This window comes from Terrabacter sp. RAF57 (assembly GCF_052113925.1).
In the GTDB taxonomy this organism is placed as follows: domain Bacteria; phylum Actinomycetota; class Actinomycetes; order Actinomycetales; family Dermatophilaceae; genus Terrabacter.
On record NZ_JBFRDT010000002.1, the window covers coordinates 387,493 to 406,869 of the forward strand.

Sequence of the window (19,377 nt, forward strand, 5' to 3'; positions counted from 1 at the left end):
GTGTTACCGGGGCGACTGCCGGTCGACCAGCCGCCCGGCTGGAGCACGTACCGCGGCGACGACCGACTCGCGGAGCTGGTGCAGGGCCGCCGCGCGGGCACCGGAGAGCTGCGGCCGGTCGCCGTCGAGAGCAGCGACGACCGGAACGGGTCGCGGCAGCTCGGCGGACCGGCGACGCAGCTCGTCGACGAACGCGACGTCGCGCCCCCAGGCGCCACCGACGACGACCATCTCCGGGTCGGCGAGCGCGATCGCCGCGCCGAGGACACCCAGGACGGCGGTGCCCAGGGCGACGAGCGTGCTGTCGCCAGCGGCGGCCTCGCCGATCCTCTTCCGCAACAGCTCGACGTCGATGGCGGTCGAGCCCGGTCGACGCAGCCCGAGGTGGGCGAAGACCTCGGTCAGACGCACGGCCCGACCGTCCGGCCCCTCCGTCAGGAGGTGGGCGATCTCCCCGGCCAGGCCGGCGTGACCACGCCGTACCTCACCGTCGGACACGACGGCGCAGCCGAGCCCTTCGTCGAGGTAGAGGTAGACGAAGTCGTGCGAGCCCCCGACGGCCCCGGCGTCGCCGGACGCACGCTCGGCCCGGGCCGCCCAGTTCACGTCGTTGTCGACGAGGACGGGCCCTTCGACGGCTCCCGCGAGCAGCACCGGCGCGTCGAGGTCACCGACGAGGAAGGGGGCGTCGGGCAGGTGCACGAGCCGGCCGGTCCCGCGGTCCACGGGGTCGGCCGCGCTGACCACCGCCACGCGCAGCCTGGGCGCCGCGCCCGCCCCCGCACGCTCGCCGGTGCCGGCTCGTCCGCCGCCGGCGATCTCGGCGACGGCCCGCGTCAGGGCCAGGCCCACGGCGCCGACGCCGGCGTCGCGCGCCAAGGCGATCTCGGTCGCGGCGACCACCTCGCCGAAGGCGTCGACGGCCTCGGCCACGACCCCGTGCGGGGTGATGCTGACGACGAGGGCGGCGCCGGAGTCGGGCGCGAGCGTGTAGTAGGACCCGGCCCGACCACGGCCCGAGCTGCGCTCCCCCGTGTCGACGACGAGGCCGGCGTCGACGAGACGCCGCACTCCCTCGGAGATCGTCGGCTTCGAGATGCCGGTCAGGGCCGCGACCTCGGCCCGGGTGAGGCGCCCGTGCTCCATCAGGGCGTGCAGCACGTGCTCCTCGGTGAGCGAGCGGAGCAGGTCGAGGCTCGGTTTCGCGGACGACATGCACCCATTCTAGTTAGGACTCTTGCCCAAATGCGTCACGACGCGCTACCGTCATTCTTCGTAAGGAGTCCTGACCAAAGGAACCATCATGACCACCACGCACGTCACCCCCGCCGACACGGACCTCCCGCACTGGGAGACCCCGCCCGACGACCTGCCCGCAGCGATCCGCGAGGTCAAGAGCGCGATCCGGGCGCGCATCGAGGCGTCCGGCCGCACCGTCGCCGAGGTCTTCGCGGTCGTCGAGGCGCGGGTCGCCGAGCGCGTCGCCGAGATCCGCGCGGCCCGCGAGCGCGGCGAGGACGTCTGGCCCGTCATCCACTACGCCGACATCGAGCAGGGCACGGTCACCCCGGAGCAGCTCGAGGCGCTGCGTCGGCGCGGCTGCCTCGTCGTCCGCGGCCACTTCCCGCGCGAGCAGGCGCTCGCCTGGGATGCCGGCATCGTCGACTACGTCGAGGGCAACGCCTTCTTCGAGAGCTACCGGGGGCCGGGCGACGACTTCTTCGGCAGCGTCGGCTCGAAGCCCGAGATCTACCCCGTCTACTGGTCCCCCGCGCAGATGGAGGCACGACAGAGCGAGCGCATGGCCACGGTCCAGTCGCTGCTCAACGCGCAGTGGACGCACGAGTCCGACGGCGTGCAGTGGTTCGACCCCGACCGCGACTCCCTCTACCCCGACCGCATCCGCCGCCGGCCGCCGGGCGCCGACTCGAACGGCCTCGGGGCGCACTGCGACCCCGGCACGCTGGACCTCTGGATGACGCAGGGCTACCAGCAGGCCTTCCGCCACCTCTTCGACGGCAGCGTCGAGCAGTACGACCCCTGGGACGCCGCCCACCGCACCTCCGGCCCGCAGTACCCGGGCACGACGATGTGCTCGGCCTTCCGCACCTTCCAGGGCTGGACCGCGCTGTCCGACATGGACCACGACCAGGGCGTCCTGCACACGGTCCCGATCCCCGAGGCGATGGCATACCTCATGCTCCGCCCGCTGCTCGACGACGTCCCGGACGACGACATGTGCGGGGTCACGACGAACCAGGTCTTCCCGGCCAGCGAGCGGTGGCACCCGCTCCTGCTCGAGGCCCTGAGCGGCATCCCGGACGTCCGCGCGGGCGACTCCGTGTGGTGGCACTGCGACATGATCCACAGCGTCGCGCCCGTCACCGACCAGCAGGGCTGGGGCAACGTCATGTACATCCCCGCCGCGCCCTGGTGCGAGCGCAACGAGCGGTATGCCGCCAGCGTGCGTGAGGCGTTCCTCAGCGGTTCCAGCCCGAGCGACTTCCCAGAGGAGGACTACGAGCGCAGCTGGCCCGACCGGTTCGCCCCCGAGCAGCTCAACGAGACGGGACGCCGGGGGCTCGGCCTCGACTGAGCTCAGTCGGCGAGGAAGGCCGCGACCCGCTCCTTCGGCCGGCCGATGATGGCGCGGTCACCCCTGACGAGGACGGGTCGCTGGAGCAGCCGTGGGTGCTCGGCCAAGACGGCGACGACCTGCTCGCGGGTCTCGACGTCGGCGTCGGTCAGCCCGAGCTCGGCGAAGTGCGCGTCGCGGCGGACGAGGTCGGTCGGTGGGTCCTCGAGCTTGTCGAGCAGGCCGCCCAGCGCGGCCGCGTCGAGCGGGTGGCGCAGGTAGTCGACGACCTCGGCCGCGACGTGCGCGTCGTCGAGGCGCTCGAGGGCAGCCCGGGACGTCGAGCAGCGGTTGTTGTGCAGGATCGTCACGTCGCTCATGGCGCCGAACCCTAGCGTCGACCGGCGACGCACCGGGACGAGGGTGGCCCAGCCCCTTGTCCCCTCGTACGACACCGGAGGACGATCGACGGGTCAGGATGGTCCGCGGCGACGACGCGTGGTGCTCGAGGAGTGCTCATGGGGATTGGCGACAGGCTCGGCAAGGTCAGGCCACGGAAGCACGGTGACGACGCATCCGACGGGCAGGCGCTGGACGTCGCCCGATACGCCTTCCTGCTGCGCGTGGCGTCCTCGGACGCGCTCCGCCAAGCACACCGCGAAGCCTTCGCCACGCTCTCGTCGGAGCAGTCGGAGGCCCTCTTCCTGCGTCTCGACCACGACCTGCCGGACGGACTGCGGCCGCCGACTGCAGAGCCGGCCGACCTCGCCCAGGCCGCCTTCTCGGCGGAGCTGCTCGACCACGGACATCTGGTCAGGATCCTGCGCCGCCCGGGCCAGGGTGTCACCGAAGGGCACGCGGTCGGTTCCGGCGCGGCTGAGGGTGGCGCGCTGCTCTACGCGCACTCGCTCCTCGCGTCCGTCGCCGCCGCGGTGGCCGTGTCACCTGCGGTCACGGAATGGCTCGCAGGCTTCCCCAACTCTCCGGAGGCCGCGCAGGTCGACCCTTCGCTCTTCGTCCGCAGTCCCGGCGCAGGCACCTACGGCTCGACGCTCGCCCGACACACCGGCGTCGCCGGCCACTGAGTGTCGGGGGGTGCGCCTCAAACCTGCCGCGTGGCCAGGGCCTCGAAGTTCTCGTACAGCTCGGGCACGCCGTGCTCTTCGCGCAGCTTCTTGGCTGCGGGCCCGACGCGCGACCACAGTCCCGACATCCAGAGCCAGTCGAGGACGAGGTCGGTGTCCAGGAGCCCGTTCTTCGTGAGCGTCCCGATGGTTTCACCCCAGTTGAGGACTCGGGCGACGAGCACGTCGTCGGTCGAGGCGGTCTCGGGGTCGAAGTCGTCGGACCAGATCGCCTGCTGGGCCTCCTCGATGCCCATCGTGGAGCCCCACTGGGCCACCTGCACGAGCAGTGCTCCGTCTGCCTGGTTCGGCATCTCGATCTCCCTCGTCCGGGCCCGATGTGACTCCTACGAACGCTACTCGTCGCTGTCGCGCCCGACAGGCCTTCGTCAGAACTGCGACGCAGGAGCGGCACCGAATGCACGTGGACCGTGCGCCAACGCGGTCCCCGGCGCATCTCGAGGTCCGGACACACTGGGCTCGCACCCACCGGGACGGGGTCAGGGGAGCCTGCGACTGCTACCTTCGTTCCCAGTTGCCGTCCCAGTCCGTCAGGTGCGGGCTCGGCACGACGAAGCTGCTGCGCGAAGGTTCGCGTGACGCGCCCGTCGTGACCAGCGGCAGCCTGAGGTCTCCGCACGGGAGGCCTCGCAGACAAGAAGAGGCAACACCAGTGGCAACAGGCACCGTGAAGTGGTTCAACAGCGAAAAGGGCTTCGGCTTCATTGAGCAGGACGGCGGCGGCGCCGATGTCTTCGTTCACTACTCGGCCATCGAGAGCGGCGGCTACCGCGAGCTCCAGGAGGGCCAGAAGGTCGAGTTCGACGTCACGCAGGGCCCGAAGGGCCCCCAGGCGGAGAAGGTCAAGGGCATCTGACCCCCAACAGCCTTCGGTGACTTCGGTCCCGCGCAGATCCCCGACCTTCTGGTCGGGGATCTGCTTTTTCACGGGCGAGCCCTCGCAGGCCGCACCGGCGGTGACGGCTCGCTGTCCACCGGTCGCCACGAGCAGGGAACCTCGCCATGTGTAGCGACGCGCACAGACGGCGGGCCGGTCGCGGCCGATCCTGAGGCATGGACACCACCAAGAGCTTCACGTGCATGATCGGCCGGCACCGCTGGGAGCCTGCGGCGGACGGCCCGACACACGGCCGCACCTGCACGGAGTGCGGTAGGCACCGTCCCGGTGCGCGAGGCGCCCGGCTCGGCGCAGGTCGATGCGACTCCGCCGGCTTCGGGGCCGAGAGCGGTTGGGGCTACTCCAACGGCGACGGGTTCGGCGGGGGATTCTCCGGCGGCTTCGACGGGGGCGGTTTCGACGGCGGCGGCTGCGGTGGCGACGGCAGCGGCGGCTGTTGAGCGCGGGCGAGAGGACCGATCATGCGACTGAGGAACGCCCCGTGCTGGGTCATGGGGCACATGTATCGACGCCAGCCGGGTGACAAGGACGTGATCATCTGCCAGCGGTGCGGCAGCCGGGAGCTCCTCGAGGTCAAACGCATGCGTGACAGCGCGAACCGACCCTGGGGGTGAGCCGCTCAGACGTTGAAGCGGAACTCGACGCGTCGCCGTCCGTTCGCACGGTTCTAGCCGTGCTCACCACGGTGAGATTGAAGGTCACGGATCCGATGCGCCGGGACCCCTGCATACAAACCGTCGGGCGCGGTCGACTTGGCGACCACCGCCCCGGCCGCTATCACACACCCAGGCGCGACATCGACTCCTGGCAGGATCGTGACGCTGGCACCGATCCAGGTGCCGTCGCCTATGGTGACCGATCCATAGGTTAGTGGTCCCGCTCGACGTTCACCGCGATCCAACTCATGCGAGCGAGTCAGCACCCGGCAGTATGGCCCGACCGCGACGTTACGACCGATCACAACCGGGGGGTCGCCCTCGAAGAAGCTGCCGGTGTTGATGTAGGAGCCGTCCCCGATCTGGATGTCGCGAAACCGGAACTCGACGCCAGGCTCGATCCAACAATTGCCGATTCCTACCATGCCCAGTCTGCGTAGGGTCTGAAGTCGCTGGACGCCCCCCATGTACCGACTACATGCGAACTGCTGGGCGGCGGCCGACAGACGCCACTTGATTCCAAACACCGCCTCACTCCCCCGACCCGTTACTTAGTAGTTACATTGTGCCGGAACTCCACGACGTCGCCGTCGGCCATGACGTAGTCCTTGCCCTCGATGCGGACCTTGCCGGCGGCCTTGGCGGCGTTCATGTTCCCCGCCGAGACGAGGTCGTCGAACGAGACGACCTCGGCCTTGATGAAGCCGCGCTGGAAGTCGGTGTGGATGACGCCGGCGGCCATCGGGGCGGTCCACCCCTTGCCGATCGTCCACGCACGCGACTCCTTGGGGCCGGCCGTGAGGTAGGTCTGCAGCCCGAGCGTGTGGAAGCCGGTTCGGGCGAGCTGGTCCATGCCGGACTCCTCGGCCCCGAAGCTCTGGAGCAGCTCGAGCGCCTCGTCGGGCTCCATCTCCATGAGATCCATCTCGAGCTTGGCGTTGAGGAAGACGGCATCAGCCGGTGCCGCGAGCTCACGCAGCGACGCCTGGAGGTCCGCGTCGGCGAGCTGGTCCTCGTCGAGGTTGAAGACGTAGATGAAGGGCTTGGTCGTCAGCAGACCCAGCTGCTTCGCCTCGGCCAGGTCCACCCCTGCGGCCGGCCCGGCGGCATACAGCGTGTGACCCTCCTCGAGGACCTTCTGCGCGGCGACCGCGAGGTCGACGGGGGCCTTCCTGTCCTTGTTGACCCGGGCTTCCTTCTCGAGGCGGGGCACCGCCTTCTCGAGCGTCTGGAGGTCGGCGAGGATGAGCTCGGTGTGGATCGTCTCGATGTCGCTCGCGGGACTCACCTTGCCGTCGACGTGGACGACGTCGCCGTCCTCGAAGGCGCGGACGACCTGGCAGATCGCGTCGGCCTCACGGATGTTGGCGAGGAACTTGTTGCCGAGCCCCTCCCCCTCGGAGGCGCCGCGGACGATGCCGGCGATGTCGACGAAGCTCACCGTAGCCGGGAGGATCTTCTCGGAGCCGAAGATCTCGGCGAGCGCGCCGAGGCGCGAGTCCGGCAGCGGGACGACGCCGACGTTCGGCTCGATCGTCGCGAACGGGTAGTTCGCGGCGAGCACGTTGTTCTTGGTCAGCGCGTTGAAGAGCGTCGACTTGCCGACGTTGGGGAGACCGACGATTCCGATGGTGAGTGCCACGAGGACAAGAGTTTAGTGGCGATCGGGCCCGGCTCCGACCACGAGGGCGTATGCCGCCCTCCCCCGCTCACCCCAGCGTCCAGTCCCAGCCGGGCTGCCACGCGAAGGGCGCGGTGACGAGCTGCTCGAGCGGCACCCCGTCGAGCAGGTGCTGGAGCGCCCAGCGGTTGGCGGAGTGGGCGATGAGGAGCACACGCTCGCCGTCGTGGTCGCGCCGCAGGTCGCGCAGCACGTCCGCCGTCGCGTCGACGACGTCACGGTAGCTCTGGCCGCCGCCCGGGAAGGGCACGTCGACGTGGTCGAGCCGCACGCGTTCGAGGTCGGCGACGGGCCCCCCGTTCAGCCGGCCGTAGTCGCACTCGCGCAGCCGGGCGTCGGCGTGCCGGGGCACGTCGGTGCCGCCGTAGGCGAGCTCGGCCGTCTCGACGGCACGGGCCAGGTCGGAGGTGTAGACCGCGGCGAACCCGGCCGCGGGTCGCCGTCGCCCGAGCTCGACGGCGAGACGACGACCCTCCTCCGAGAGACGACCGGGGAGCCAGCCGGTCGCGACCCCGGCCTCGTTGTCGTCGGTGATCGAGTGGGTCTCGTAGACGAGCTCGACGCTCACCCGCCGGCCTTGGGCAGCCGCACGCCGCACAGCTGGCGGGACTGCGCGACGAGGTTGCCGGCGGAGTCCCAGATCATCGCGTCCTCCTCCATCATCCCGCCGCCGAGGGTGTCGCTGCCGAGCGTCACCTGCAACCAGCCCGGCTCGGGCCGACGGCGCACGTGGCCGGTGAACTCGAGCGTCGGGGTCCAGCCGAAGAGCCCGAGGTCGAACGCGACGGGCGGGAGGGCGTCGAGCGCCATCATGAGCATGGTCGTGTCGGGCGCGCGGCCGTCGCGCAGCCGCAGCCAGCCGCGCATGACCCCGCGCATCGAGGGCTTGCCGAGCGCCCACCCGGCCGTGCTCGGGTCGAGCCGCAGGTCGAGACGCTCGAGGAACTTCGCGTTGGCGAGGAAGTCGGGCGGCGCCTGCTCGGCCGAGACGCACTGCTCGGGCGGCGGCATCTCGGGCGGGCTCGCCTGGCGCTGCACGTCGAGGTCGGTGAGGTTGCCGAACGAGCCGATGGCGCGCATCCGCTCGACGGGCCGGCCGTCGTCGCCGGTCTGGTGGATCGTCATCTGCCCCGTCGAGAGCTTCCGGCCGCACCGCATCACCTCGGTGGTGACGGTGAACGGCCCGGGCTGCGAGGCGGTCATGAAGTACGCCGACAGCACGACGGGGTCGACGTGCTCGGTCGTCTCGGTCGGGTCGGCGGCGAGGTGCTCGCCGAGGGCCCGGAGGGCGGTCGTCATGACGAGGCCGCCGTTGACGGCGTTGCCGATCATCCACTCCTCGTGGAAGGTGCCGTGCCGCTGCGTGGGGTCGTCGCCGGTCTCGAGCCGGGTCGCGTCGTCGTACTCGCTCACGGACAAGGTGTAACAGACGTCCCCGACGCGCCGCCCACCCCGGGCGTATGCCGTCCGCCACGTCCCGCCCACCGCAGCGTTCTGCGACGTGGCCGGGTGTCGCGTCCCCACGGTGTCGGCGCCGTCTGGGACGGTGCTCGCATGGACCTCACCGCTCTGCTCGTCGGCCTCGCCATCGGGGCACTCGTCGGGGGCCTACTGGCCTGGCTCTCGGCCCGCTCCGCGCTGCTGGCCCGGTCGGCCGGCGCCGAGGCCGAGCGGGACGTGCTCCGGGAGCGCGTGGCCGACCTCGAGGCCGCCCGCGACGTCGACGACACGACCGCGAGCCTGCTCGCCCCGCTGCGCGACACCATCGGCCGGGTCGAGCGCCAGGTCGGGGCGCTCGAGCGCGACCGGTCCCTCCAGTTCGGTCAGCTGGGCGAGCGGCTCACCGAGGTGAGCCGCTCGACCGAGTCACTCCGCTCCGAGACGGCGACGCTCGCGAGCGCCCTCAACGCCTCCACCGTCCGCGGCGCCTGGGGCGAGGTCCAGCTGAGGCGCGTGCTCGAGCTGGCGGGCCTCATCGCCCGCTGCGACTTCGACGAGCAGGTGACCCACGTCAGCCGGCACGGCGCGACGGTGCGACCCGACGCGGTCATCAACCTGCCCGGCTCCCGTCACGTCGTCGTCGACTCGAAGGCGCCGATGGCGCACTTCCTCCAGGCCCACGGCGACACCGTGTCCGAGGTCGAGCGTGCCGAGCTGCTCGCCGCCCACGCCACCTCGCTGCGGCGGCACGTCGAGGGCCTGGCCGCCAAGGCGTACTGGACGGCCTTCACCCGCTCCCCCGAGGTCGTCATCTGCTTCGTCCCCGGCGAGGCGATCCTCGCGACCGCCCTCTCCGACGACCCCGGCCTCTACGAGCACGCCCTCTCGCGCAAGGTCGTCCTCGCCTCCCCGGGCACGCTCTTCGCCGTGCTGCGCACCATCGGGGCGATCTGGCAGCAGGACGCCCTCGAGCAGAACGCCCGCGAGCTGCTCGTCATCGGCCAGGACCTCTATGCGCGTCTGACGACCCTCGGCGGGCACGTGACGACGATGGGCCAGTCCCTCTCGCGCTCCGTCGAGCAGTACAACCGGTTCGTCGGCACCCTCGAGTCGCGGGTGCTCGTCACGGCGCGCCGCATGCACGAGCTGCACCTGACCACCGACGCGCCCCCGACCCTCGAGCCGCTCGAGGTCGCGCCGCGCTCGCTCAGCGCGGCGGAGCTGACCGACGACCTCGGGCGCACGGCCCGGGACGACGCGTTCCTCGGCCGTGCCGTCGGGCGCACCGGGGCGGTTGGCCAGGGGGGCACGGGCGCCGCCGGCGTCGACTCCCGTCCGGGGTCCGACGACGATCCCCGCGAGCAGTCCGCCTGAGCCGGACCGTCCGGCGCGGCCGGTCGACGCGGGAGCGCGGTCGTCGGCTCGTCGGTGTGGCAGCCGTGGGCGCCCCTGTGCGGCAGGCAGTTCGGTTCGCGGACGTCGATGTCCGATTTGTCCGGTGAGTGGACACCTGCTACGGCGCCGCGGACAATACGCGCGTGGGATTGGGTAGATCGTGACCGGGGCGGGGGGCCCGGGTCCGGAGGACTCCAGCGCGCCGACCCGGCGCATCGGTCCGTACGAGCAGAGCCTGCGCGAGTCGCGCGAGCGTCTCGAGGCGGCCGAGCGAGAGCTTGCCCGCCGGCGCCGTCGCACGCGCGTCATCGCGGCCGTCGCGACCCTCGCGGTGGTCGCCGGCGTCGGCTACGGCGCCTTCCGCTACATCGGACTCCGTGAGGTCCCGACCGCCTTGCCCACCACCGCGGCCCAGCCGACGTCGTGCGCCGACCCGGTCAAGGTCCGGGTGTCCGTGGCCCCAGCCATCGCGCCCGCCGTGGCCGCCGCCGCCGACTCCCTCGCTGCACGGTCGGACGGCCCGTGCGCGGCCTACACGATCGACTCCGAGGAGCCCTTATCGGTCGCCGGGTCGCTCGGTGGTGCGGGGCGCCCGGACGCCTGGATCACCGACTCGTCCGTCTGGGTCGGGCGTGCGAACGCTGTCTCTGGTTCTCCGGTCACGCCCGGTGAACCCTTCGCCTCGAGCGCCGTCCTCGTGGCGATGAAGGACGAGACCGCGTCCGGCCTCGGCAGCCGCCTGCGCTGGGCCGACCTGCTCGGCGGTCCGGTGCCGATGCGCATCCCCGACCCGAACCGGTCGGCGATCGCCCGGATCGCGCTGGGCGTCGCGTCGACGTCGCTCCCGGACGCCCGGCTGCGCACGCTCGCGGCGACGTCCGCGCCCACGGGCACCGGCGGCGTGTCTCTCGCCGGCATCGCGACGGCCGGCCGCAGCGTCGGGGCTGTCGTCTCGCAGGCGCAGCTCGTCGCGTGGAACACCGCCCACCCCGACCAGGCGCTGGCGGCCGTGGCACCGTCCGAGGGAGCCCCTGCCCTGGAGTACTCCCTCGTGTCGCTGACGAAGGATCCGGACAAGACCGGTCCCGTCACCGCGCTGGAGCACTACCTCACATCGGCGGACACGCGGAAGATCTTGCAGGACAGCGGATTCCGCACCGCCGATGGCGACCCCAAGGATCCGTCGCCGCTGTACGGCGAGATCCGCGTGGCCGGTGAGGCCGAGGGCGCCTCGCTCACGAAGGCCGCCGGCCTCTGGAATGCCGCAGCGAAGAAGACCCAGGCCCTGCTCGCCGTCGACGTCTCCGGCTCGATGCTCGACCGCACCGACAACGGCACCCGCCTCGCGATCGTTCAGAAGTCGACGGCCCGCGCCGTGGCCGCCGTCTCCCCGACGACGATGGCGTCCCTGTGGATCTACTCGCTCCACGTCRGCAGCCGCGCCGACGACTACCGGCAGCTGACCGACTACGGCAGGCTCGGCGTCAGCAAGAGCCTCGGCGCGCTGGACGACGCCGTCGCCCGGCTCGACACCTACGTCGGCGGCGGGAGCGGGCTCTACGACACCATCGCCGCCGCCTACGACCGCGCCCGGTCCGCGTGGCGGCCCGGCTACGCCAACACCCTCGTCATCGTCGCCGACGGCCCCAACGAGGACGACTACGGCCTGACCCTCGAGCTGCTCAAGAAGCGTCTTGCCGCCGCGAAGGACCCGAAGCGGCCGGTCCGGGTCGTCGTGCTCGGCATCGGCGGTCGCGCGGACGCGGCCGCGATGCGCCAAGTCGTGGCGATCACGGGTGGCCAGTACGTCTCGACCGAGACGGTCGAGGACCTCCAGCCGGCCCTGACCACGGCGCTCGGCGGCTGACGGGGCGGCGGGGACGCGAGGGCGTCGCCGCGTCAGTGGAGCGAGCCGGAGTCCTCGAAGGCGGCGTCGTGGCGCACCGTGCCGGCGTCCTCGCCCTTGGCGGCCTTGAGGTCACGGCGCAGCTCGTTGGGCAGCGAGAACAGCAGCGACTCCTCGGCCGCGATGACCGCCTCGACCTCGCCGTAGCCACGCTCCGCGAGCCACGTCAGCACGTCACGCACGAGCACCTCCGGCACGCTGGCACCCGAGGTGACACCCACGGTCGAGACACCGTCGAGCCACGCCTCGTCGATCTCGTCGGCGAAGTCGACGAGATGCCCGTCCCGGGCGCCGTGCTCGATCGCGACCTCCACGAGGCGCACCGAGTTGGACGAGTTGCGCGACCCGACGACGATCATGAGGTCGGTGTCCTTGGCCATCTGCTTGACGGCGAGCTGGCGGTTCTGGGTGGCGTAGCAGATGTCGTCGGAGGGCGGGCTCTGCAGCGCCGGGAACTTCTCCTTGAGGCGGCCGACCGTCTCCATCGTCTCGTCGACCGACAGGGTGGTCTGCGAGAGCCAGACGACCTTCTCCGGGTCGCGCACGGTGACGTTGTCGACGTCGTCGGGACCGTCGACGAGCGTGATGTGCTCGGGGGCCTCGCCCGCGGTGCCCACGACCTCCTCGTGCCCCTCGTGCCCGATGAGGAGGATGTCGAAGTCGTCGTCGGCGAAGCGGACGGCCTCGCGGTGCACCTTCGTCACGAGGGGACAGGTCGCGTCGATCGTCTTGAGGCTGCGGACCCGCGCCTCCTCGTGCACGACGGGGGCCACCCCGTGGGCCGAGAAGATGACGGTGGCACCCTCGGGCACCTCGTCGGTCTCGTCGACGAAGATCGCGCCGCGCTTCTCGAGCGTGGTGACGACGTGCTTGTTGTGCACGATCTGCTTGCGCACGTAGACCGGCGGCCCGTAGAGCTCGAGGGCCTTCTCGACGGTCACGACGGCCCGGTCGACACCGGCGCAGTAGCCGCGTGGCGCCGCGAGGAGGACCTTCTTGGCGGACGTCTGGTCGGCTGGCTCGCTCATGGGCCCATCGTACGGGGGCCGCGCTGCACAGCCGTATCCGTGCCGAGCCGGTGGACCTTCCCAAGGAGCCAGTTCGACCCGGTCCATCGAGCGGACTGAACCGAGCGCGTAGCGGTCGGCCACCCAGCGCGCCGTCTCGTCAGGCTCGGGGATCACCGCGCCGACGCCAGGCGCGTCACATCGACCCGGCAACACCTTTAGGGTGACGCGGGTGAGCATGACGAGCCCGCTGCCCGACAAGGCCGCCGACACCACGGCCGAGCAGCCGTGGCCGGTGCGGGTGCTCAGCCTCAAGATCTCCGACTACGTCGACCGGATGAGCCAGCTGTGGGTCGAGGGCCAGGTCGTCCAGTTCAACCCACGCGGCGGCACGGCGTTCCTCACCCTGCGCGACCCCGACGTCGACATGTCCCTGTCGGTCTCCGTGCCGATGAACGCCGTCAATGCCATGCCGATCCCGCTCGCCCAGGGCGCCCGGGTCGTGCTCCAGGCCAAGCCGACGTTCTGGACCAAGCGCGGCAGCCTCCAGCTCGAGGCACGCCAGATCCGTCCCGTCGGCATCGGCGACCTCCTCGCCCGCGTCGAGATCCTCAAGCGCACGCTCGCTGCCGAGGGCGTCTTCGACGCGGGGCGCAAGCGACCGATCCCCTTCCTCCCGCACCGCGTGGGGCTCATCACCGGACGCAACTCCGCGGCCGAGAAGGACGTCGTCGAGAACGCCCGGCGCCGTTGGCCGGCCGTCGTCTTCGAGATCCGCGAGGTCGCCGTGCAGGGCACGTCGGCCGTCACCGAGGTCGTCGAGGCGCTCCGCGAGCTCGATGGGATGCCGTCCGTCGACGTCATCGTCATCGCCCGCGGTGGTGGTGCGCTCGAGGAGCTGCTCCCCTTCTCCAACGAGGCGATGGTCCGTGCGGTCGCCCAGGCCCGTACTCCCGTCATCAGCGCCATCGGGCACGACGTCGACACCCCGCTGCTCGACCTCGTCGCCGACTGGCGGGCCTCGACACCGACCGACGCCGGCAAGAAGGTCGTCCCCGATGCCGCCCACGAGCGCGCCCTCGTCGACGCGGCACGCGACCGCGTGCGCCGCGCGCTCGTGCGCCGGGTGGAGGCCGAGCGGTCCGGGCTGCGCTCCCTCGTCTCCCGTCCCGTCATGGCCGACCCGGTCGCCCTGGTCCGCGCGCGTCGTCAGGAGGTCGCCGCCCTCCGGGCGCGGGCCACGACGCGCATCGAGGCCCGACTGCACCGCGCCGCCGACCAGGCCGAGCACCTCCGTCGCCAGGTCGTGGCCCTCTCCCCCCAGTCGACCCTCGAGCGCGGGTATGCCGTCGTGCAGCACCGCGACGGCCGGATCGTCATGGACCAGGACGACGTCGGGGTCGGCGAGCTGCTCCGGGTCCGCGTCGCTCGCGGCGACTTCGGCGTACGCCCCGTGACCGCTGGCGCCGAGGACGCGGCACCGAAGCCACCGAAGGCCTCGACGCGCAGGACCGCGGCTCGGAAGACGTCGAGCGCCCCTGCCAGGAAGGCGGACTCGCCACGCACGCCCCGCGCGGGCAAGCGGCCCGACACCCCGCCGGAGCCGACCGGCGGCGGCGACGCCGCGACGCCGTAGGGTGGCGCCCATGGCTGACGCGACGACCACCGACGGCTTCCCCGACATCGCCGGGATGCGCTACGAGGACGCCCGTGAGGAGCTCATCGCGATCGTCGCCAAGCTCGAGGCCGGGCAGGCCCCGCTCGAGGACTCGATGCACCTCTGGCGTCGCGGTGAGGCGCTCGCCGCGCACTGCGCGACGTGGCTCGACGGCGCCCAGGCCGAGATCGAGCGGGCGACGCGTCCGACGTCTCCCGCCGCACCGGCCGGCGAGCTGCACGCCGACGACGAGATCTTCGACGAGGACGACGAGTCGTGACCGACCGCCCCTGACCGACGGGCCTCGACCGGGTCGGGTCAGCCGGTCGTGGTCGACGGCGCGGGGGTCACGCCGGGCGCGGGCGTCACGGGCGCGAGGGCCGCGACGAACGCCTTGAGCTCGTCCTCGGGCGCGGTGCCGCTCGCCACGAGGGTCAACCCGCGAGCGCCGTCACCGCGGGCGACGTAGGCGACCTGGCCCGCGTCGTTCGCGACGAACTTCTCGAACGTGCGCCCCGAGACCGTCACGGTGCCGGCGGCGTCCCCGTCGTCGACCGAGCGGGCGACCCAGCCCTGGGTCGCGCCCGCCGCCTGCTTCAGGGCGATGTCCTTGCCGCTCGGGGTCGTCCAGACCGTCGTGAAGGTCTGGACCTTCTCGGTGCCCGGCGCATACGTCGCCACGGTCGGCACCCAGCCGTCGCCAAGGCCCCTCGGCAGCTGGACCGGCCACGACGTCTGCGCCGCGACCTGGCTCGCCTTGCCGGCCGCGTCGACGGCCGGGCGCTGCACCTGGGTGATGCGAGGGACGATCGCGACGAGCGCGAGCACGAACAGCCCGATGACGAACATCGAGCGGAACATGTTGGGGAAGGTCCCGAGCGAGTAGCGGCTCGGCGGAGCGGCCGGCGTGGTGGGGCCCGCGGCCTCCGCTGACCCGGTCGCCGGAGCGCGGGTGGTCTCTGCCGGGGGTGTCGACGGCGTCGACGGGGTGCTCATGCCCCCATGGTCCCCGACTCCCGGACGCGGTCCAAACGCGGGTGTGGCCACCGATAGGCTGGCGCCGACTCGTTCTGCGCCGACGGAGGACCTTTGATGAAGCACAGCCAGCCGGATCGCAACCTCGCTCTCGAGCTGGTCCGGGTGACCGAGGCAGCAGCCATGGCCGGGGGCCGCTGGGTCGGCCGCGGCCAGAAGAACAAGGCCGACGGTGCCGCCGTCGAGGCGATGCGCGCCATGATCTCGACCGTCAGCATGCGCGGCGTCGTCGTCATCGGCGAGGGCGAGAAGGACAACGCCCCGATGCTCTTCAACGGTGAGCAGGTCGGTGACGGCACCGGCCCCGAGGTCGACGTCGCCGTCGACCCGATCGACGGCACGACGCTGACGGCCAAGGGCATGAACAACGCCGTCGCCGTCATGGCCGTCGCCAACCGGGGCGCGATGTACGACCCCTCGGCCGTGTTCTACATGGACAAGCTCGCGACCGGTCCCGAGGCGGCCGAGGTCGTCGACATCCGGCTCCCCGTCGCCGAGAACATCCGGCGCATCGCCAAGGCCAAGAAGGAGACGCCGGCCGACGTCACGGTCGTCATGCTCGACCGGCCACGCCATGAGCACCTCGCCGAGCAGATCCGCGACACGGGCGCCCGCATCCGCTACATCGTCGACGGCGACGTCGCCGGCGCGGTCATGGCCGCCCGCCCGGGCACCGGTGTCGACCTGCTCCTCGGCATCGGCGGCACCCCCGAGGGGATCATCGCCGCCTGTGCCATCAAGTGCACCGGCGGCGTCATCCAGGGCCGGCTCTGGCCCAAGGACGACGAGGAGCGCCAGAAGGCCCTCGACGCCGGTCACGACCTCGAGCGCGTCCTGTCCACCGACGACCTCGTCGTCGGTGAGTGCTTCTTCGTCGCGACCGGCATCACCGACGGCGAGCTGCTCCGAGGCGTGCGCTACGGCGCGAAGTCGGCGCGCACCAACTCCCTCGTCATGCGCTCGCGCAGCGGCACCATCCGCACGATCGACAGCGAGCACCGCTTCGACCGCCCGGGCTGGTTCGGCAGCACCGACATGATCGAGGAGTGAGGACCGCCACGATGTCCGACCCGACGCCCCCCTCGTCGCCCGTCCACACCCTCGTCGTCGGCGAGGCCCTCGTCGACGCGGTCACGACCGCCGGCGGCGACACCGCTGAGCACGTCGGCGGCAGCCCCGCCAACGTCGCCTTCGGTCTGGCGGCCCTCGAGCACCCCGTCGACCTCGCGACGTGGATCGCGACCGACGAGCGCGGTCGCCGCATCGAGGACGTATGCCGGGAGCGCGGCGTCGCCCTGACGGCGGGCTCGCAGGGTGCACCCTTCACCTCAGTCGCGCACGCGACGCTCGACGCCACGGGTGCCGCGACGTACGTCTTCGACCTCGAGTGGCAGGTGGCCGCGGTCCCCGGCCTCACGGCATACGGCCACGTCCACACGGGCAGCATCGCCGCCGTCCTCGAGCCCGGCGGCGATCAGGTGCGCGAGATCCTCGCCGCGGCCCGCGAGCTGGGCGCCACCGTGTCCTACGACCCGAACGCGCGGCCGTCGCTCATGGGGCGTCCCGAGCAGGCCCGTCACACCATCGAGAGCTCGATCGCACTGTCCGACGTCGTCAAGGTCAGCGACGAGGACATCGAGTGGCTGTGCCCCGGCGAGGCCATCGACGACGTCGTCCGCGCGTGGGGCGAGCTCGGACCCTCGCTCGTCGTCGTGACCCGCGGGGGCGAGGGCACGATCGTCCGGGTCACCCGCACCGGCGAGCAGGAGGCGCTCCCGGCGCCCACCGTCACCGTCGTCGACACGGTCGGGGCCGGTGACTCGTTCATGGCGGGGCTCGTGTCGGGCCTCATCGATGCCGGGCTGCTCGGCGGACCGGACGCGCGGACCCGTCTGCAGGCGGCGTCCCTCGCCGACGTCGTGCCCGCGGTGGAGCGCGCGCTGCGCACCGGCGCACTCACCGTCGAGCGCGCCGGGGCCCATGCGCCGACCCGAAACGACCTGGCCTGAGGACAATTCGGGCATTCGACAAGAAGGCCAGCAGTCGGGCACCATTCTGCGCGACTCGCCGGGTAGTTTTGGCCGGTGGTTCACCCTGACGCCCCGGTGCCGGGGCGTCCTCATGTGAGGAAACCTCGTGTCCAACCCCACCCCTCCACAACGCCCCGTCGGCCCGTACGAGCAGAGTCTCATCGAGAGCCGCGCCAACCGTAAGGCCCTCGAGGCCAGGATTGCCGCGGCTCGCCGCAACCGCATCATCGCCGCCGTGCTCGGCGTCGTGCTGCTCGCCGGGGCCGGCGTCGGCGGCTTCGTCTGGTGGAAGGGCCGGGAGGTGGCTCCCGTCGCCGCCCTCACGGCGACTCCTGGCAAGTCGTGCCCCGACCGCACCCCGGTCTCCGTCTGGGTGTCCGAGGCGGCCCAGCCCGCGGTGCTCGCGCTCGCCAAGGAGTACCAGGCCGACCCGGACTCCCCGTGCGTCGACTACGTCGTCAAGGGCAAGGCACCGATCGAGGCCATGATCGGTCTGGGCCAGGGGCAGCCGGACCGGCCCGACGCCTGGATCCCCGACTCCCCGCGCTGGGTCGAGCGCGTCAACGAGGCCGCCAAGCTCAACGCCAAACCGGCGAGCGCCTTCGCCAAGAGCCCTCTCGTCATCGCGATGGACCCCGCCCAGGCCGACAAGCTCGGTGACCAGCCGAAGTGGCTCGAGCTCGTCGCGTCGGACAGCCCGATCCGGATGAGCGACCCCCGTTCGACCACGGCCGGCATGCTGACGCTCGCCTCGGCCCTGCCGGAGCTGTCGAACGAGCAGGGACGCGTCGTCATCCCCAAGCTCGCCAAGGGTGCGGCCGCCTCGGTCGACGACCTCTTCAGCGCCTACAACGCCGACCCCGCGACCGCGGCGGCCTTCCCGGTGTCCGAGGCCGATCTCATCGACCACAACCGCCTCTACCCCGACCACAAGATGGTGTCGGTCACCCCGAGCGAAGGCACTCCGGCCTTCGAGTTCTCCCTCGTCAACGTCGCGACCGACCCGGTCCGCGACCAGGCCGTGGAGCTGCTCCGTGCCTACCTCATGACGCCGACCGCCGCCAAGATCTTCGCGCAGTACGGCATCCGCTCGACGGCCGTCCCCGTCACCATGCCGACGCCGGCGGGCAGCGTGGGCGAGGTCAAGATCGGGCCGAGCCCCGACGCAGAGACCGTCACCGCCGCCACCAACGTCTGGCAGTCTGCGACGACCGACTTCTCGATCCTGTCCGTCTTCGACGTCTCCGGCTCGATGAACGACAAGGTCAGCGACACGACCCGCGTCGCCATCACGCAGGAGGCGGCGGGCATCGCCCTGGCGGCCCTGCCCAAGACGACGAAGCTCGGGCTCTGGATCTTCTCCATCGACAAGGGCGGCAAGGGCCAGGACTGGCGCGAGCTCGCGCCCATCGGTCGCCTCGACGACGACTCCCACCGGGCCGTCGTCGCGACGGCGGCGAGCACCCTCGCCAAGAACGTCGGCGGCGGTACGGGGCTCTACGACACGATCTGGGCCGCCTACCAGAAGGTCAAGCAGCAGTACGACCCCAACCGGGTGAACGCCGTCGTCATCCTCACCGACGGCCGCAACGAGGACCCGAAGGGCATCTCGCTCGAGCAGCTCAAGGCGAACCTCCGGGCCGCGAGCGACCCGTCCAAGCCGATCGCCATCACGACCATCGGCATCGGTCCCGACGTCGACCCCAAGGCGCTGTCGCAGATCTCGAAGATGACCTACTCCGACTTCTACGCGGCGCCGTCCCCGGCCGACATGACCACCGTCCTCGCCCGGGCGCTCTTCGACCACGAGTGCAAGAACGGTCGCTGCGTCTGACCCGACGGTCCAGACGGCGCCGACGCCTCACCTTTCACAGCAGAAACACGCACGGCCCCCGGCCCGCCGGGGGCCGTGGCCGTTTCCCGGCCGTCCAGAGACGGCCCGTCGCGGGTAG

20 protein-coding genes are annotated in these 19,377 nt (G+C 71.8%); 11 read left to right on the forward strand and 9 right to left on the reverse strand.

What is annotated here, in order from left to right; genetic code table 11:
- Nucleotides 1-3: 3 nt before the first annotated feature.
- Nucleotides 4-1,215, reverse strand: coding sequence for an ROK family protein (locus AB4Y83_RS03610; RefSeq protein WP_442296053.1), 1,212 nt, complete (start codon nucleotides 1,213-1,215; stop codon nucleotides 4-6).
- 88 nt (nucleotides 1,216-1,303) lie between these two features.
- On the opposite strand from AB4Y83_RS03610, the gene AB4Y83_RS03615 reads away from it, so the two are divergent.
- Complete coding sequence (locus AB4Y83_RS03615) at nucleotides 1,304-2,596, forward strand: DUF1479 domain-containing protein (protein WP_442296054.1); 1,293 nt, start codon at nucleotides 1,304-1,306, stop codon at nucleotides 2,594-2,596.
- Between the two features lie 2 nt (nucleotides 2,597-2,598).
- Here the strand turns inward: AB4Y83_RS03615 and AB4Y83_RS03620 are convergent, their stop codons facing one another.
- Nucleotides 2,599-2,955, reverse strand: a complete 357-nt coding sequence (locus AB4Y83_RS03620; RefSeq protein WP_442296055.1) for an ArsC/Spx/MgsR family protein — start codon at nucleotides 2,953-2,955, stop codon at nucleotides 2,599-2,601.
- A gap of 138 nt (nucleotides 2,956-3,093) precedes the next feature.
- Here AB4Y83_RS03620 and AB4Y83_RS03625 point away from each other — a divergent pair, with 138 nt between their 5' ends.
- Nucleotides 3,094-3,660: a hypothetical protein gene (locus AB4Y83_RS03625; protein ID WP_442296056.1), complete on the forward strand. Its 567-nt coding sequence runs from the start codon at nucleotides 3,094-3,096 to the stop codon at nucleotides 3,658-3,660.
- A 17-nt stretch (nucleotides 3,661-3,677) separates the two neighbouring features.
- Here AB4Y83_RS03625 and AB4Y83_RS03630 read toward each other — a convergent pair whose 3' ends face one another.
- A complete protein-coding gene (locus tag AB4Y83_RS03630) occupies nucleotides 3,678-4,013 on the reverse strand; it encodes a DUF4760 domain-containing protein (RefSeq protein ID WP_442275166.1) in 336 nt (111 codons plus the stop codon).
- Nucleotides 4,014-4,372: 359 nt separating this feature from the next.
- Here AB4Y83_RS03630 and AB4Y83_RS03635 point away from each other — a divergent pair, with 359 nt between their 5' ends.
- Nucleotides 4,373-4,576 carry a cold-shock protein gene (locus AB4Y83_RS03635; RefSeq protein ID WP_009777120.1) on the forward strand — a complete coding sequence of 68 codons (204 nt, stop codon included), beginning with the start codon at nucleotides 4,373-4,375 and terminating at the stop codon, nucleotides 4,574-4,576.
- Nucleotides 4,577-4,773: 197 nt separating this feature from the next.
- A complete protein-coding gene (locus AB4Y83_RS03640) occupies nucleotides 4,774-5,058 on the forward strand; it encodes a hypothetical protein (protein ID WP_442296057.1) in 285 nt (94 codons plus the stop codon).
- Between the two features lie 227 nt (nucleotides 5,059-5,285).
- On the opposite strand, the gene AB4Y83_RS03645 is transcribed toward AB4Y83_RS03640, so the two are convergent.
- The 4 genes from AB4Y83_RS03645 to AB4Y83_RS03660 all read right to left on the reverse strand — a co-directional run bounded on the left by AB4Y83_RS03645 (nucleotide 5,286) and on the right by AB4Y83_RS03660 (nucleotide 8,368).
- A complete protein-coding gene (locus tag AB4Y83_RS03645) occupies nucleotides 5,286-5,699 on the reverse strand; it encodes an acyltransferase (RefSeq protein WP_442296058.1) in 414 nt (137 codons plus the stop codon).
- Between the two features lie 122 nt (nucleotides 5,700-5,821).
- The gene (gene ychF / locus AB4Y83_RS03650; RefSeq protein ID WP_442296059.1) at nucleotides 5,822-6,916 is read right to left on the reverse strand and encodes a redox-regulated ATPase YchF; all 1,095 of its coding nucleotides are present in this window, start codon (nucleotides 6,914-6,916) and stop codon (nucleotides 5,822-5,824) included.
- Nucleotides 6,917-6,983: 67 nt separating this feature from the next.
- Nucleotides 6,984-7,523, reverse strand: coding sequence for a histidine phosphatase family protein (locus tag AB4Y83_RS03655; protein ID WP_442275169.1), 540 nt, complete (start codon nucleotides 7,521-7,523; stop codon nucleotides 6,984-6,986).
- Entirely contained in the window at nucleotides 7,520-8,368 is an 849-nt protein-coding gene (locus tag AB4Y83_RS03660) for a thioesterase family protein (RefSeq protein WP_442275170.1), read from the reverse strand. The genes AB4Y83_RS03655 and AB4Y83_RS03660 overlap by 4 nt, the downstream gene beginning before the upstream one ends.
- A 141-nt stretch (nucleotides 8,369-8,509) precedes the next feature.
- Between AB4Y83_RS03660 and AB4Y83_RS03665 the strand changes: the two genes are divergently transcribed.
- Nucleotides 8,510-9,769 (forward strand): DNA recombination protein RmuC, encoded by a 1,260-nt coding sequence (locus tag AB4Y83_RS03665; RefSeq protein ID WP_442296060.1) that lies wholly within the window; start codon nucleotides 8,510-8,512, stop codon nucleotides 9,767-9,769.
- A gap of 181 nt (nucleotides 9,770-9,950) precedes the next feature.
- Nucleotides 9,951-11,657: a substrate-binding domain-containing protein gene (locus AB4Y83_RS03670; RefSeq protein WP_442296061.1), complete on the forward strand. Its 1,707-nt coding sequence runs from the start codon at nucleotides 9,951-9,953 to the stop codon at nucleotides 11,655-11,657.
- Between the two features lie 32 nt (nucleotides 11,658-11,689).
- Here the strand turns inward: AB4Y83_RS03670 and AB4Y83_RS03675 are convergent, their stop codons facing one another.
- Complete coding sequence (locus AB4Y83_RS03675) at nucleotides 11,690-12,724, reverse strand: 4-hydroxy-3-methylbut-2-enyl diphosphate reductase (protein WP_442275173.1); 1,035 nt, start codon at nucleotides 12,722-12,724, stop codon at nucleotides 11,690-11,692.
- Between the two features lie 217 nt (nucleotides 12,725-12,941).
- Here AB4Y83_RS03675 and xseA point away from each other — a divergent pair, with 217 nt between their 5' ends.
- Together xseA and AB4Y83_RS03685 are read left to right on the forward strand one after the other, a co-directional pair.
- On the forward strand, nucleotides 12,942-14,339 hold the full coding sequence (gene xseA, locus AB4Y83_RS03680) for an exodeoxyribonuclease VII large subunit (protein ID WP_442296189.1): 1,398 nt from the start codon (nucleotides 12,942-12,944) through the stop codon (nucleotides 14,337-14,339).
- Nucleotides 14,340-14,349: 10 nt separating this feature from the next.
- Nucleotides 14,350-14,640, forward strand: coding sequence for an exodeoxyribonuclease VII small subunit (locus AB4Y83_RS03685; RefSeq protein WP_256794765.1), 291 nt, complete (start codon nucleotides 14,350-14,352; stop codon nucleotides 14,638-14,640).
- Between the two features lie 38 nt (nucleotides 14,641-14,678).
- Here AB4Y83_RS03685 and AB4Y83_RS03690 read toward each other — a convergent pair whose 3' ends face one another.
- Nucleotides 14,679-15,356 carry a DUF4245 domain-containing protein gene (locus AB4Y83_RS03690; protein ID WP_442296062.1) on the reverse strand — a complete coding sequence of 226 codons (678 nt, stop codon included), beginning with the start codon at nucleotides 15,354-15,356 and terminating at the stop codon, nucleotides 14,679-14,681.
- Between the two features lie 96 nt (nucleotides 15,357-15,452).
- Between AB4Y83_RS03690 and glpX the strand changes: the two genes are divergently transcribed.
- The 3 genes from glpX to AB4Y83_RS03705 all read left to right on the forward strand — a co-directional run bounded on the left by glpX (nucleotide 15,453) and on the right by AB4Y83_RS03705 (nucleotide 19,259).
- On the forward strand, nucleotides 15,453-16,445 hold the full coding sequence (glpX, locus tag AB4Y83_RS03695) for a class II fructose-bisphosphatase (protein WP_442296063.1): 993 nt from the start codon (nucleotides 15,453-15,455) through the stop codon (nucleotides 16,443-16,445).
- Nucleotides 16,442-17,404, forward strand: a complete 963-nt coding sequence (locus tag AB4Y83_RS03700; RefSeq protein ID WP_442296064.1) for a carbohydrate kinase family protein — start codon at nucleotides 16,442-16,444, stop codon at nucleotides 17,402-17,404. The genes glpX and AB4Y83_RS03700 overlap by 4 nt, the downstream gene beginning before the upstream one ends.
- A 127-nt stretch (nucleotides 17,405-17,531) precedes the next feature.
- Nucleotides 17,532-19,259, forward strand: a complete 1,728-nt coding sequence (locus AB4Y83_RS03705) for a substrate-binding and VWA domain-containing protein (RefSeq protein ID WP_442296065.1) — start codon at nucleotides 17,532-17,534, stop codon at nucleotides 19,257-19,259.
- Nucleotides 19,260-19,377: the final 118 nt, after the last annotated feature.

What these genes read in the sequence shown, in the direction of transcription:
- AB4Y83_RS03620 (WP_442296055.1), bottom strand. Translation starts at nt 2,955, where the DNA reads ATGAGCGACGTGACGATCCTGCACAACAACCGCTGCTCGACGTCCCGG.
- xseA (WP_442296189.1), top strand. Translation starts at nt 12,942, where the DNA reads ATGACGAGCCCGCTGCCCGACAAGGCCGCCGACACCACGGCCGAGCAG.
- AB4Y83_RS03625 (WP_442296056.1), top strand. Translation starts at nt 3,094, where the DNA reads ATGGGGATTGGCGACAGGCTCGGCAAGGTCAGGCCACGGAAGCACGGT.
- AB4Y83_RS03640 (WP_442296057.1), top strand. Translation starts at nt 4,774, where the DNA reads ATGGACACCACCAAGAGCTTCACGTGCATGATCGGCCGGCACCGCTGG.
- glpX (WP_442296063.1), top strand. Translation starts at nt 15,453, where the DNA reads ATGAAGCACAGCCAGCCGGATCGCAACCTCGCTCTCGAGCTGGTCCGG.
- AB4Y83_RS03685 (WP_256794765.1), top strand. Translation starts at nt 14,350, where the DNA reads ATGGCTGACGCGACGACCACCGACGGCTTCCCCGACATCGCCGGGATG.
- AB4Y83_RS03690 (WP_442296062.1), bottom strand. Translation starts at nt 15,356, where the DNA reads ATGAGCACCCCGTCGACGCCGTCGACACCCCCGGCAGAGACCACCCGC.
- AB4Y83_RS03615 (WP_442296054.1), top strand. Translation starts at nt 1,304, where the DNA reads ATGACCACCACGCACGTCACCCCCGCCGACACGGACCTCCCGCACTGG.
- AB4Y83_RS03610 (WP_442296053.1), bottom strand. Translation starts at nt 1,215, where the DNA reads ATGTCGTCCGCGAAACCGAGCCTCGACCTGCTCCGCTCGCTCACCGAG.
- AB4Y83_RS03675 (WP_442275173.1), bottom strand. Translation starts at nt 12,724, where the DNA reads ATGAGCGAGCCAGCCGACCAGACGTCCGCCAAGAAGGTCCTCCTCGCG.
- AB4Y83_RS03645 (WP_442296058.1), bottom strand. Translation starts at nt 5,699, where the DNA reads ATGGTAGGAATCGGCAATTGTTGGATCGAGCCTGGCGTCGAGTTCCGG.
- AB4Y83_RS03665 (WP_442296060.1), top strand. Translation starts at nt 8,510, where the DNA reads ATGGACCTCACCGCTCTGCTCGTCGGCCTCGCCATCGGGGCACTCGTC.
- AB4Y83_RS03630 (WP_442275166.1), bottom strand. Translation starts at nt 4,013, where the DNA reads ATGCCGAACCAGGCAGACGGAGCACTGCTCGTGCAGGTGGCCCAGTGG.